The organism is Clostridium sp. UBA5988 (genome assembly GCF_002435615.1).
Classification (GTDB): domain Bacteria; phylum Bacillota; class Clostridia; order Clostridiales; family Clostridiaceae; genus Clostridium_J; species Clostridium_J sulfidigenes.
In genome coordinates, this window is sequence record NZ_DJBA01000075.1 from 177,760 (window position 1) to 190,444 (window position 12,685).

General features: G+C 28.8%; 12 protein-coding genes. 10 read left to right on the plus strand and 2 right to left on the minus strand.

All coding sequences use genetic code 11. The features are described 5' to 3' along the window. Nucleotides 1-2 precede the first annotated feature (2 nt). The 6 genes from B3J31_RS16355 (at nucleotide 3) to B3J31_RS16380 (ending at nucleotide 7,996) form a co-directional block, all read left to right on the plus strand. The gene (locus tag B3J31_RS16355) at nucleotides 3-974 is read left to right on the plus strand and encodes a glycosyltransferase family 2 protein (protein ID WP_346867980.1); all 972 of its coding nucleotides are present in this window, start codon (nucleotides 3-5) and stop codon (nucleotides 972-974) included. Further along, nucleotides 971-1,792 (plus strand): ABC transporter permease, encoded by an 822-nt coding sequence (locus tag B3J31_RS16360; protein WP_150842445.1) that lies wholly within the window; start codon nucleotides 971-973, stop codon nucleotides 1,790-1,792. The genes B3J31_RS16355 and B3J31_RS16360 overlap by 4 nt, the downstream gene beginning before the upstream one ends. 10 nt (nucleotides 1,793-1,802) lie before the next feature. Further along, a complete protein-coding gene (locus tag B3J31_RS16365; protein ID WP_346867979.1) occupies nucleotides 1,803-3,083 on the plus strand; it encodes an ABC transporter ATP-binding protein in 1,281 nt (426 codons plus the stop codon). A 101-nt stretch (nucleotides 3,084-3,184) separates the two neighbouring features. Then, the gene (locus B3J31_RS16370) at nucleotides 3,185-4,102 is read left to right on the plus strand and encodes a phosphodiester glycosidase family protein (protein WP_150842447.1); all 918 of its coding nucleotides are present in this window, start codon (nucleotides 3,185-3,187) and stop codon (nucleotides 4,100-4,102) included. Between the two features lie 185 nt (nucleotides 4,103-4,287). Beyond that, complete coding sequence (locus tag B3J31_RS16375) at nucleotides 4,288-5,517, plus strand: nucleotidyltransferase family protein (protein WP_346867978.1); 1,230 nt, start codon at nucleotides 4,288-4,290, stop codon at nucleotides 5,515-5,517. A 91-nt stretch (nucleotides 5,518-5,608) separates the two neighbouring features. After that, nucleotides 5,609-7,996 (plus strand): right-handed parallel beta-helix repeat-containing protein, encoded by a 2,388-nt coding sequence (locus B3J31_RS16380; protein WP_346867977.1) that lies wholly within the window; start codon nucleotides 5,609-5,611, stop codon nucleotides 7,994-7,996. 51 nt (nucleotides 7,997-8,047) lie between these two features. On the opposite strand, the gene B3J31_RS16385 is transcribed toward B3J31_RS16380, so the two are convergent. Further along, nucleotides 8,048-8,299 carry a hypothetical protein gene (locus B3J31_RS16385; RefSeq protein WP_346867976.1) on the minus strand — a complete coding sequence of 84 codons (252 nt, stop codon included), beginning with the start codon at nucleotides 8,297-8,299 and terminating at the stop codon, nucleotides 8,048-8,050. A gap of 322 nt (nucleotides 8,300-8,621) precedes the next feature. On the opposite strand from B3J31_RS16385, the gene B3J31_RS16390 reads away from it, so the two are divergent. The 4 genes from B3J31_RS16390 to B3J31_RS16405 all read left to right on the plus strand — a co-directional run bounded on the left by B3J31_RS16390 (nucleotide 8,622) and on the right by B3J31_RS16405 (nucleotide 10,774). Continuing rightward, nucleotides 8,622-8,765 (plus strand): hypothetical protein, encoded by a 144-nt coding sequence (locus tag B3J31_RS16390; protein WP_346867975.1) that lies wholly within the window; start codon nucleotides 8,622-8,624, stop codon nucleotides 8,763-8,765. A 187-nt stretch (nucleotides 8,766-8,952) separates the two neighbouring features. Then, nucleotides 8,953-9,894 carry a hypothetical protein gene (locus B3J31_RS16395; RefSeq protein ID WP_150842452.1) on the plus strand — a complete coding sequence of 314 codons (942 nt, stop codon included), beginning with the start codon at nucleotides 8,953-8,955 and terminating at the stop codon, nucleotides 9,892-9,894. 105 nt (nucleotides 9,895-9,999) lie between these two features. After that, a complete protein-coding gene (locus B3J31_RS16400) occupies nucleotides 10,000-10,326 on the plus strand; it encodes a lasso peptide biosynthesis PqqD family chaperone (protein WP_167402806.1) in 327 nt (108 codons plus the stop codon). Beyond that, nucleotides 10,301-10,774 (plus strand): lasso peptide biosynthesis B2 protein, encoded by a 474-nt coding sequence (locus tag B3J31_RS16405; RefSeq protein ID WP_150842454.1) that lies wholly within the window; start codon nucleotides 10,301-10,303, stop codon nucleotides 10,772-10,774. The genes B3J31_RS16400 and B3J31_RS16405 overlap by 26 nt, the downstream gene beginning before the upstream one ends. A gap of 64 nt (nucleotides 10,775-10,838) precedes the next feature. On the opposite strand, the gene B3J31_RS16410 is transcribed toward B3J31_RS16405, so the two are convergent. Beyond that, nucleotides 10,839-12,632, minus strand: coding sequence for an ABC transporter ATP-binding protein (locus tag B3J31_RS16410; protein ID WP_346874243.1), 1,794 nt, complete (start codon nucleotides 12,630-12,632; stop codon nucleotides 10,839-10,841). Nucleotides 12,633-12,685 lie beyond the last annotated feature (53 nt).

Here is a 12,685-nt window from a genome sequence, read left to right on the forward strand (position 1 = left end):
GTATGTGTAAAATAAGTATAATAGTACCAGTATACAAAGTGGAAAAATATATTAATAGATGTATTAATTCAATTCTTAATCAAAGATTTAAAGATTTTGAATTGATACTTGTAAATGATGGTTCACCAGATAATTGTGGTAAAATATGCGATGATTATGCTACAAAGGATAAAAGAATAAGAGTTATACACAAAAATAATGAAGGAGTTTCTTCAGCAAGAAATTCAGGGTTAGATATAGCAAAGGGTGAATACATAGGATTTGTAGATAGTGATGATTACATACATCCAAATATGTATGATATATTATATGATACTATAGTTGATTATAAGGCTGATATTGCATTTTGTGACTATGAGATGGTGGATAATAAGAGCATAGAAAAATATGAAATCCCTAAAATGTTAAATATAAAGAAATTTAATAATGTTGAAGCATTAAATGAGATGCATAAGGAGAATGGAGTTAAGTTTGTTATAGCTTGGAATAAGTTATATCATAAAAATATATTTAAAAATATAAGATATCCTTATGGTAAAATACATGAAGATGAATTTGTAATTCATAAAGTATTATTTAATAGTAAAAATACTGTATATATTAACTGTCCATTGTATTATTATCAGAATGAAGAGGGAATTACAAAGGGTAAATTTACATTAAAAAATTTTGATGCAGCATATGCATATAAAGATAGAATGAAATTCTTTAAAGAAATAAGAAATATTAACTTATATAATAAAGCTCAGTATACATTTGTTTTAAATTTTTTTAATTGCTATAAAAAAGGATTTAATCTATTGAATATAGATAATACACATATAAAAATATATAAAAAATTATTTGCGTCAGAATTATTATATTTATTAAAATGTCCTTTATTTAATTTTAAAGAAAAATGTTTGTGGGTACTATTTTGTATAAATTCAAATTTGTATAATAAATACTTACAATTAAAGGGGGAAATACTATGAATGAGGTAATTTTAATAACAGGTAAACCATCTCATAAAAAGAGATTGAAAGAACTGTGGAAATATAGAGAAGTTATAACATTTTTATCATGGAAGGATATTATAGTTAGATATAAACAAACTGCATTAGGGATACTTTGGGCTATTTTCCAGCCAATATTTTCAATGATAATCATGACCTTTGTATTTGGAGGATTAGCAAATATGCCCTCAGAGAATGGGGTTCCTTACGCAATTATGGTGTATTCAGCGCTTTTGCCATGGAATTTTTTTTCTGCAGCATTTAATGGTGTATCTAATAGTCTAGTTAATAATGGTCATATGATAAAAAAAATATATTTTCCAAGGCTCACTTTACCTATAGCTTCTGTGGTTACAGCTTTTATAGATTTTGTTATTTCATTACTAGTTTTATTAATTATAATGATTTTCACTGGATACTTACCACCAATAAAAATATTGTTATTTCCATGTTTTATTATTTTAGCTTTCATAATAGCCTTAGGGTTTGGCTTATTTTTTTCCACACTTAATGTAAAATATAGGGATATAAAATATATAATTCCAGTAATATTGCAATTTGGTATGTATTTATCTCCAGTTGCATATACAAGTTCAGTGATACCAACCAATCTAAGATTAATATATTCCATTAATCCATTAGTTGGAGTAATTGAAGGATTTAGATGGTGCATCATACCATCAGCAAGGATATATGTTCCAGCATTAATTTTTTCAATTGTTACTGCATTAATAGGATTAATATTAGGAGTAAAATTTTTCATAAAGTTTGAAGATACTTTTGCGGATGTAATTTAGGAGGATTTATATGGTTCAGGAAGTTTTGAGGGTTGAAGGGATTAGCAAAAAATATAGGTTGTTATCTAATCAAGATAAAAGTGATACTTTTATAGCTGTTCTTTTAAACTCTATTAAAGGAGCATTTAGTAAGAAGAATAAAATGTCATCTGGTAATGAGTTTTGGGCATTGAAAGATATTAATTTTACAGTTAATAGAGGCGAAAGAATTGGAATAATTGGGCATAATGGAGCTGGAAAATCTACTATTTTAAAAATTTTTTCTAGAATTACACTTCCAACGGAGGGAGAAATTAAAATAAAAGGTAGGATTTCTTCTCTTTTAGAAATTGGAACAGGTTTCAATCAAGAATTAACAGGAAGAGAAAATATTTATTTAAATGGGTCTATCTTAGGCATGAGAAAAAAGGAGATAGAGGCTAAGTTTAAGGATATAGTAGCATTTTCAGAAATAGGTGAATTTCTTGATACACCAGTAAAAAGATATTCAAGTGGAATGCACGTAAAGCTTGCATTTGCAGTAGCAGCTCACCTTGATCCAGATATTCTTATAGTTGATGAAGTATTAGCGGTAGGGGACATGAAATTTCAAGAAAAATGTCTTGGGAAGATGGAGGATATAGCAGATGGGGGAAGAACAATACTTTATGTAAGTCATAGTATGAGGACAATACAACAGCTTTGTAGTAGGGTAATAGTTTTAGACCATGGGAAAATTATCTTTGATGGTGATGTAGATGATGGAATAAAAGTTTATATGAATAATAATTTTAATACTACCCCATTAATGAATCTTGAAAACCAAAAAAGGCAATCACATATTATGCAAAGTGCCACTATTATAAGCACGCAAATACTAAATAATAAAGATTGTATATTTAATTCTAAAGAATCTATTACCTTTAAAATGAAATGGAAAGCTGGTAAAGATTTGTTTAATTTAAGACTGAGGGTTGAAGTCTTATTTTCAGATAATACACCAGTTGGTGTAAGCTATTCCAAGCCCTTTGTAAATGCAAAATCAGGTATCATGTATGATGATATATTTAATTTGGATACAAGTACACTTGCCCCTGGAAAGTATAGTGCTATATTACTATTAACACAAATGAATGAATATGGTTCATATACCGACGTTGATAGAGTAGAAAGAGCATTGAATTTTGAAATCATCCCTGAAGAAAGTGAAATAGAAAAAATAGCTTGGACTCATCGTTGGTGGGGTCATGTATCATTACCAGAGGTTAAGAAAGTTAGTAATATAAATGAAAAAATGACTAAAATAATATAAATAAAAGGACTAATTAGTTTAAAATTAATTGGTCCTTTTGTTTATAATTAATAATAACTGTACATATTTATATTAGTGTAAGTAATACAAGGGGATATATTATGAATGAGAGGAACTCAAAATTATTAAGTAATTTAGCGGTTGGAAAAATTATTATAATAATATTATCTGCCATTTTAATAGGTATAATATTATTTTTAGTTGCTAGTTTATATAATTATACAGAATTAAATAGTGAAGTTATTTCTCAGATAGAGCTGGATGAATTTCCATCTGATACCTATATTAAAATAGATAATGAAACAGGCATTAGAAAGTATGGATCGCCTACAATGATGATTACTATTGAGCCTATTGTAAAAACAAATCCAAACCTTAGATATTGGATTACAACAGTAAAAATAAAAAATCAAAGTCAGCTTAATTCTGCCTTTTCAGGAGACAGTTTTTCCTTAAATATAAAAGAGAAAACATCTTCTATAGCCAACAGACATAATGCTATTCTTGCTATTAATGGTGCTGCTTGCGGATTTAATACATCAGGATATGTAATTAGAGATGGAGTAGTGTACAGAGGCACGGATCTAGATTGTGCTCCTCTGGTTATAGATAAAGAAGGTAACTTTAAAATATATGAGTATGGAAAGAAAAATGCAGAAGAATTATTGAGTTTGGGTGCAAGACATACCTATGACTTTGGTCCAGATCTAATTAAAGATGGTAACATTGTTGAATATGGAGATACATGGTATAAGGAAGATGTGCAACCACGTACAGCTATTGGTCAAAAAGGACCATTGGAATATGTAATAATTGTGGTTGATGGAAGAAGCACTAAGTCACAAGGCATGAGTTGTTATGATTTAGCCATTGAATTTCAAAAGATAGGTTGTAACTTTGCGTATAACCTAGATGGCGGAGGCTCCTCTACTTTATATTTTAATGGTGAAGTTATAAATAAACCTTCAGATTTTAATGGAGAGAGAAATATATCAGATATATTATATTTTATAAATTAAATTTAGAGTTATTCAACTAAGGTTGGGTAGCTTTTTTTAGTGGGAAATATCTGACCATGAAGAATAAAGGTATTTACATAATATGTAAATATGTTACAATTGTTATGTAATGCATATATTAACATAAATTCAATGTAAAGGCGAATTGTAAAGGTCGTAGATTAAATATAGTTAGGAGTGTAATTATGGACAGTACACAGAGTCAATTCATAGAATTATTGTCTCATTCAATAAGGGGAAAAACAACATATAAATTATCTGATAACGTTAATTGGGATAAAATAATAAATATAGCCCAATTACATAAAGTAGAGGGAATAATTTATTCTTCTTTAAGTAAAAAAGATATGATTTCACAGCTGGATTGTGAAAAACTAAAAAGACTTCAAATATCAGTATTTCATACTGGAACAAAAGAAATCAGAAATATCAGTAATTTAGTTAAAATATTTAGTAGGTTTAATGATGAAGAAATTCCCGTAATTGTATTAAAGGGGCTGGTGGTAAGGAATTTTTATCCTCACCCAGAACAAAGGGATATGAATGATGCAGACATATTAGTTCATAAAGAAGATTTAGAAAAAGTTAAATGTATTTTATTAGACATGGGCTATAACCAATTAGAGGATCATGTAGCATCTCATCATATAGTATTTTATCATTATACTTTTCCTATTATAGAAGTACACTGGCATATTGTTAAAAGAGATGGATTTAGTAGTGATCTTAATAAATTTGAAGAAGACATATGGAATAATTCTATAAAAGTTAATGTAGGTAACTCAGAAGTAAGATCTCTTTGCTATGAAGATTTAGCTTTACACCTATGTATGCATATGGCATCTCATTTAGCTGCCAATGGATTTGGGTTAAGACAGCTTTGTGATTTAGTATTATTGGTAGAGAATAAAGGAAATGAAATTTCATGGATAAGCTTCCTAGATAAATCTAAGGAATATGGTTTTGAAAAATTTAACGTTATAGTTTTTTTATTATGTAATAGATTATTTCACATGAAAGTTCCTAATGAATTAATAAATATTAAATTAGATGAAGAAAAATATATTAATTTGCTCATAGATGAAATTTTAAAGGGTGGAGTTTATGGAAAAAAGGATGTGGTAAATTCCTTTAGTAATCAAATTGCTTTTAACTATGAATGTAAAGATAAGAATGCCACTTTAGGAGCCATAAAGAGATACATACGTTTTATGTTCCCTAGGGTAGAATATATGTCAGATAAATATAACTATGCGAAGAGATATAGAATATTAATCCCTATAGCATTGGTTCACCATTTAATAGCAGGTTTGTTTAGAAAAGAATATTCCTTCATTGATAAGAGTAAGTTTGTAATAAAGGGAGCTTCTATTTCTGCAAAGAAAAATAAATTACTGAAATGGATGGAATTATAGGGTATAGAATTATATCACTAATCCCAATAATTGAATATTATATTATAGGACAAGTCTATAATATAAATTAAAGTCCAAAGGGAGAAGAGATATGAGTAGTACAGTTACTATAGAATATAGAGATAATGAGACTAAGGCATTAATATACTCTAAAGATATTTATGAAAATGTAAAGACGGGATTATATATATACAAAGCTAAAGATATTAATGGATATACTCCAATAAAAGGCACTATCTTTTTATTTGTGATTTTCTTCATAAAAAATTATACTATAACATTTTATTATAATAAGAAGGATATACCAGAGCCTGTTTATGGATGTATAGAAATTAACTATATAAATATTGATACAAATGAAAAATTAATACCTTCTATTAATATAGAGAATATTCATATGGGAGAATATAGTTTTGAAGCAAAGTCAATAGAAGGTTATGATCTAATTACCGATAGTAAAGTAAAAGTAGTATTAACTATAGAAAATCCCAATGTAGTTATAGATTTCAAGTATAGGAAGAAGGAAAGTACTGAGTATGTTATTGATTTGAAATATTTTAATATTAAAAATGATGGAACTTCACCTATAGAAACATCTAAAGGTATTAATAAAGCCTTAGAATTTATATCCTCGTCACTAAAGTATAAAAAGATAATCTTTCCAAAGGGTATTTATTTAATAGATGAAAATAATCCAATAGTAATTAAATTAAAAGATATAACTATAGATTTAAATGGTTCTACTCTAAAAATTAACAGTAATGCACTAGAAAAATATTCTATTGTTAGCTTTGAAGATGGAGCGGAAAACCTTATATTTACTAATGGAATTTTAGAAGGAGATAAAGAAACCCATGATTATATTACAGTACCAGGAACTCATGAGTGGGGATGTGGATTAGTAGTAAATGGTGGTTATGATTGTATTATAGATAATATTTCAGTGATCAATGTACCAGGTTATGGTGTTGCTACTAATAGCGGTAACAATAAAAATAGGTATGATACTGTTTATGTAAAAGATTTTCAGATTGGAGATATAAATCTAAAAGGAGAAATTATTGAAAGTAACATTGTTTCTAGGACTAAAGCTTATAACATTTCAGCTTGTAACGGGAAATTTGAGTTTGGATATACTTTAGGATATCAAGGGTATCCTTATATAAAGCAACCCCAATATATATCCTATTTCTATGATAAAAATAATCAGTTTATTTCTTCAGAGAAGTGCCTTCAGTTTAGAAAGGTTATTATACCAGATGGAGCAGTCTATGTGAGATTTGTATTTCCACAGATAGATATAGCTAGTAATTTAGGCTATGTAGGCTGGATTAGCAATTTTGAGCCGCCTACTAATATAATTTTAAGGAATTGCACCATTTCAAATAATAGAAGTTTAGGAATTGCATTTTGTGGAGGTCAGCAATGGACTATAGAAAATAATATTTTTGAAAATAATGGAGGTCAAGCACCTGGTTATGCTATTGACTTTGAAGATGGATGGGACCTAATGCAGGATATTAAAGTTGAAAATAATAAATTTATGGGAAATAAATCAGGAGATATAGTTACTTGTGCAGGAGATAATATTATATTTGAAGGAAATGAATTTACGGGAATGGTATATATGTGGGGAAGAACAACTAATTATAAATTTGTTAAAAATATATTTAAATCTAATTCTGTAACCTATGAATATTCATCTAAAATTGAAAGTAAAGAAAATCAGTTTGTAAATAGTAATTTGAGATTACAACCAAGAAATACTACAGTGACTGAAAGACCGTATGTTTATGGAGAAACCTTCACAAATAGTAGTATTGATAGAATGACTGAGGAAGATATAATTTTGAACTCAATAGTTACTAGTGATGGAACTATAAATGTGAGAATTGTTGGGAATTTAAAAGATTGCAGTTTAAAAATGAAACAATGCTATTTAAGTGCTGAACTTAATAGTTGTATTATTGAAGATAGCATTTTAACAGTACTGTTAAATGCTTCAATGAATGAATGTATCATTTCCAAGTCTATAGTAAGAACCCATGGAAATACAGGAACTATTATTTTTAATAAATGTAAGATGGTGGATTGTAACATTCTTACTCAAACATGGGGAAGTTCAACAGTATTAGAGATTGAGAATAATATTATAGAAATGAGTTCTTCATCTGATGATTTGATAAAGCTGTCAGCAGGAAAAATGAAAAACCTTATATTTAATAATAATGAAGTTAATAATAGCAGTAGTAAATCTGTTTTTAATCTGTTTGATACCACCTATAGTAATCCTAATGGAAAAGTTACCTTAAGAGAAAACGTATTTAACCAAAACTTATCTCCGTATATTTTTAGTGGAACTACCATAAAGAAAGGATTATTTGAATTTTATGATATTCGAAATACTATAAATGGAAACGCAAAAATTCTAAATCCATTATATTTCAATAATGAATATTTTGTAATTTATACCGAATAAATAAATATAGATAAGAAGGTATATACTTTCTTATCTATATTTATGTCTAACTTATGACGTTGGACTTGGCGGTTCTGGAGGAGTTGGTTGGATTTTTTTTGTGCATTTTCCATACCCAGTGCAAAGGTCTAAGCTAAGTAGTTCATAATATTTACAACCTCTATCCCAAGTTAATGGGCAATCGTTGCCTGCACCAGCAGGATTTTTACATGCACCTACAAAGGGGTTCCAATATGTGGGATTTATATCTTTAGTTTCAGCAAAACTTAAATTATTTAATTCTGGCTTATTCCAAGGTTTCATTTCTTCACCTCCTTACCATAATATATTATCATAAAAGGAAATATATGTAAATTACCTATCGCAATTATTTACATTTATAATTGTGATAGATATTAAACAATAATACTAGATTATTTAATTTAAAAATAATAATTTATTAATTACATTGTATAAAGTAATAAAAAAGCATGTAATTAATAATAGAATTCATATATAGATTTTTAACAAATTTAAGCTTATATGATAAGTATTTATATTGAATCTAGAATAATTATATGGTAAAATAATACATATGAAACAGCATATGTATTTAGGGTTATATTTAAATAGAAGGAGGAAATATATGAAAAAAGAGTGGAAGAAACCAATATTATCACAATTAGCTGCTAATGATACAAATGAAACTGAATATATTGATTTTTGTAATTGGCAAGAACCAATGAGTATTAAATTTAACAATGAAGATTACACTAATCCTAATATTTAACCTGCTGACCATCCAGACTGGGTGTGGTGTTACAAGCACAATAGATGGCATCCTAAGAATCATGGTAATGTACCAGGACAATCATAATTTTTCACCAAGATACCTATATCAAAATAAAGCTTGATATAGGTATCTTGATTTAAAAAACATTAGAAACATAGAATGTCAGAAAGGAATCAATGAAATTATGGATATAGATAACAAGTATTTCTATAGAGTATATGGACTTAATATAGATTCTAATATTGAAATTCTGGAATTCCCTAAAAGAAATGAAGATTTTAAAGATAAAGACATTGTAACTATATTATATGGACAAACTCCCAATAACATTTTAGAGGAAATTAGAGAGGGGAAAAGTATTCATGTAACTAAGGATCATGTTTGGTTTCATATAGATCATGTGGCTACTTATTGTATTGAAAATGGAAATAAGGTTATAGTAGATCCCTGTGAGGATTGTGATATAAGTCTTATGAAAGTTTATATAATGGGAAGTGTCTTAGGTTTTCTGCTACTCCAAAGGGAGTCAACAGCTATCCATGGAGGTACCGTAGTCATAAATGGAAATGCTATTATATTTACAGGAGAAAGGGGAGCTGGAAAGTCAACATTGACTACAGCTCTTGTAAAAAGAGGATATAACTTTGTAGCAGATGATGTAGCTGCATTAAGTTTTGATAATAAAATAGTCGTAGAACCAGGATTTCCTTACCATAAACTATGTGTTGATGCTTTAGAGAATATGTATTATGTTAAAGAATCATATCCTTGTTTTCAAGCTGATGGAAAGGTAAAGTATATAGTTCCAGATTTTTATGGGTTTTATAAAAGAAAGGTTCCACTAACAGCAATTTGTGAGCTTGATATGGGTGAAGTTGATAATGTGAAAGTGGAAGAGATAAGGGGGGGAGAAAAGCTTAATAAGATTATTAAAAATATATATAGAACTGAATATATAGGATCTATGGGAGGTATGACTCCTAAGTATTTAAAAAAATGTATAGAAATTGCTAAAAAAGCTAAGTTTTATATAATTACAAGGCCAAAGGGTAAGTACACAGTGGATGACCAAATAGAAATTATCGAGGGGATATTTAAAGAGAAAAAAGGGTCTAAGGCTATTTAAATTTTAAAATTAAATCCTATTAATAATTGGAGTTATAGTTACATTTATAAATAGCAAAATATTGTATGGGTTAAATTTATAATTATATTTGAGAGGATGAGAGAGATGGAGATTAAAGAACTTAAAGTTAAATCTGATGAAATTAATGAAAACCTGGAGATCACACTAAATTCTAAGATAACAAGAAATTCTGATATTGATGCTACAGATTTAGACGGTGAAGTGGTTATGATGAATTTAGAAAAAGGTCAATATTTTATGATGAATCAGGTTGGAAGTAGAATATGGGAGATTATTAAAGAGCCTTCTACTGTTAATAGTATTATTAATACATTGCTTGGAGAGTTTCAGGTTGAAAAGAATCAGTGTAAAGAAAATGTAATAGAATTTTTAGGAAAACTTAATAATGCAGAGCTTATCAGTATTAACTAGAAAGATTAGAACCTTTGCTATTTTAGATTGGAGTATTAAGTTGAAATTTCTAGAAGCTTATATATATACAGGAATATATAGGATTTTAATAATCTTTGTACCTTTTAACAAACTTAGGAAGAGGATGGGTAATGTAAAAGAAGAGTCTCCAGGTGAGGTAGATATAAATTCATATAGAATAGCGAGAGACATAAGGTGGGCAGTTATTAATGCTTCACGATATACGCCATGGGAAAGTAAGTGCCTTATTAAAGCCCTTACTGCACAAAGAATGATGAGAGGAAAGGGAATACCAACTACAATTTATCTAGGGGTTAAAAAGAATGAAAAAAATGAGATGGTAGCACATGCATGGATACGATGTGGGTCTTACTTTATTACAGGTGGAGAAAATAGAAGTGGATATGCAGTGGTAGCTAAATTTTCAACTTTGGGATGTAAAAGATGAATTAGTGTAACATATGAGTAAAGCCGCCTATGAAATCCTAAAAAAGATTTCATAGGCGGCTTATTTATTGATTTACTGCGGTTTCTAGTATAACTTTATTCTCAATCTCTTTTAGAGTACCTTTTTCGAGTTTTAAGATTCTATCACAGATAGATAATGCAGAAGGTCTATGGGTTATTATGATACAGGTTGGTTTATGGTCTAGTTCTTTTATTGATTTAAGGACATTGAGTTCTGTATCAACATCTAAAGATGAAGTTACCTCATCTAAGATTAAAATTGGTCTTTTCCTTAGGAGAGCTCTTGCTATGGCTAGCCTTTGAGCTTGCCCTTCAGAAACTCCACTACCTTTTTCACCTATTAAGGTATGAAAGTTATCTTCTAATTTATTTATAAACTTCAAGGCACAGGCTGCTTTTGTAGCTTCTTCAATGTCATCTGTATTAGCATCATCTTTACCGTAGCGAAGGTTATCCTCTATGGTTCCAGAAAAGAGAGTGTTTCCTTGAGGCACATAAGATATAAGTTCCCTATGATTTCTATTTAAAACTATTTCATCATTGTTTCTTATGTTATAGCTTCCTAGGGTAATTTCTCCTTCATCACAGTGAATAAGCGATAGTAAAAGTCTTATTAAGGTTGTTTTACCTTCTCCAGAGGGGCCAATTAAGGCTACAATTTCTCCAGGAGCTATGTTAAAGGTTACATTTTTTATTACAGGGTTTCCTTCCTTATAACTAAAGGATACATTTTTAAATTTAATATAGGGAGACTTAAATGATTGAGAAATGCTTGGGGTATTGACATCTTCAAGAGCAATTTCTTCAATTTCCATAAGTCTTTCAGTAGCTGAGATACATCCTATAAGGGCTGGGAAAGTGTTAGCAAGTCCAGAAATAGGACCTTGAATATTACTGTAGAGTTGTATCATAGCGGTAAAAGTTCCATAGGTTCCCAATCCCTTTGAAATGTTTAAAGCACCCCAACAAAATATAGAGAAATAAGCAATGGTAGAGCAAAATCCCATGGACATCCCTGAAAGAACACTAAGTTTAGTATTTTTCATAGCTAACTCATATTTATTTTTTTGTATTAGATGGAGTTTATCTACATTAAGTTTCTCCATACAAAAGGTTTTAACTATCATTAAGTTTTGAATAGATTCTTGAATGAAAGAGCGATATTTTATATCTTCTTCTTGTATTTCTTTATATAACTTTTTTAATTTTCTACCAAAGGATCGACTAATTAAAAGTAATATAGGACCTACTATTACTGCTACAATTGCTACGGATGGAGCAAAATAAATTAGAGTAGAGAAGGAAGCTATAAAGGTTACTAGCAAAGATATAATGCTAGGAATAGTACCTAATATTGTTGAAGATATTGTTCCTACATCCGATGTTATTCTAGTAAGCAAGCTAACACTGTGAAATTTTGATTGTTCAATCCATTCACTATAGGTAAGATGTTTATAAAGCTTACTTTGAATACCTTGATTGAGTTTAGTAGATGCCCTAGTACTCATAAATGAGGTAATAGGAGATATGAGCATTCTTCCAAACATTATAGTGGCCATTACAATGAGCCATTGAATAACCGTTGAAGTTTTACCACTAATAGCAGCATCTATAAGAGATTTTGATATTATAGCATTATAAACTCCAATTAAAGATAAAGCAGAATTGATTACTATTGTAGAAATAAAAAAAGGAATAATAGGTTTGCATTGAGAACTAATCCATTTCATTTTTACCCAGAGATTTCTAAAATCTTCTTTTGACTCCAATTTTATATATTTATTTAATTTACTTATTCTAATGTATTTAAGATATATATCCTTTATTGAATTATTCATATAGTCCTCCTATAGATTTTATTTTTATATTACACCACTTTACAAGTAATGAA

Coding starts and splice junctions, on each gene's coding strand:
- B3J31_RS16355 (WP_346867980.1), top strand. CDS start 3: ATGTGTAAAATAAGTATAATAGTACCAGTATACAAAGTGGAAAAATAT.
- B3J31_RS16360 (WP_150842445.1), top strand. CDS start 971: ATGAATGAGGTAATTTTAATAACAGGTAAACCATCTCATAAAAAGAGA.
- B3J31_RS16365 (WP_346867979.1), top strand. CDS start 1,803: ATGGTTCAGGAAGTTTTGAGGGTTGAAGGGATTAGCAAAAAATATAGG.
- B3J31_RS16370 (WP_150842447.1), top strand. CDS start 3,185: ATGAATGAGAGGAACTCAAAATTATTAAGTAATTTAGCGGTTGGAAAA.
- B3J31_RS16375 (WP_346867978.1), top strand. CDS start 4,288: ATGGACAGTACACAGAGTCAATTCATAGAATTATTGTCTCATTCAATA.
- B3J31_RS16380 (WP_346867977.1), top strand. CDS start 5,609: ATGAGTAGTACAGTTACTATAGAATATAGAGATAATGAGACTAAGGCA.
- B3J31_RS16385 (WP_346867976.1), bottom strand. CDS start 8,299: ATGAAACCTTGGAATAAGCCAGAATTAAATAATTTAAGTTTTGCTGAA.
- B3J31_RS16390 (WP_346867975.1), top strand. CDS start 8,622: ATGAAAAAAGAGTGGAAGAAACCAATATTATCACAATTAGCTGCTAAT.
- B3J31_RS16395 (WP_150842452.1), top strand. CDS start 8,953: ATGGATATAGATAACAAGTATTTCTATAGAGTATATGGACTTAATATA.
- B3J31_RS16400 (WP_167402806.1), top strand. CDS start 10,000: ATGGAGATTAAAGAACTTAAAGTTAAATCTGATGAAATTAATGAAAAC.
- B3J31_RS16405 (WP_150842454.1), top strand. CDS start 10,301: ATGCAGAGCTTATCAGTATTAACTAGAAAGATTAGAACCTTTGCTATT.
- B3J31_RS16410 (WP_346874243.1), bottom strand. CDS start 12,632: ATGAATAATTCAATAAAGGATATATATCTTAAATACATTAGAATAAGT.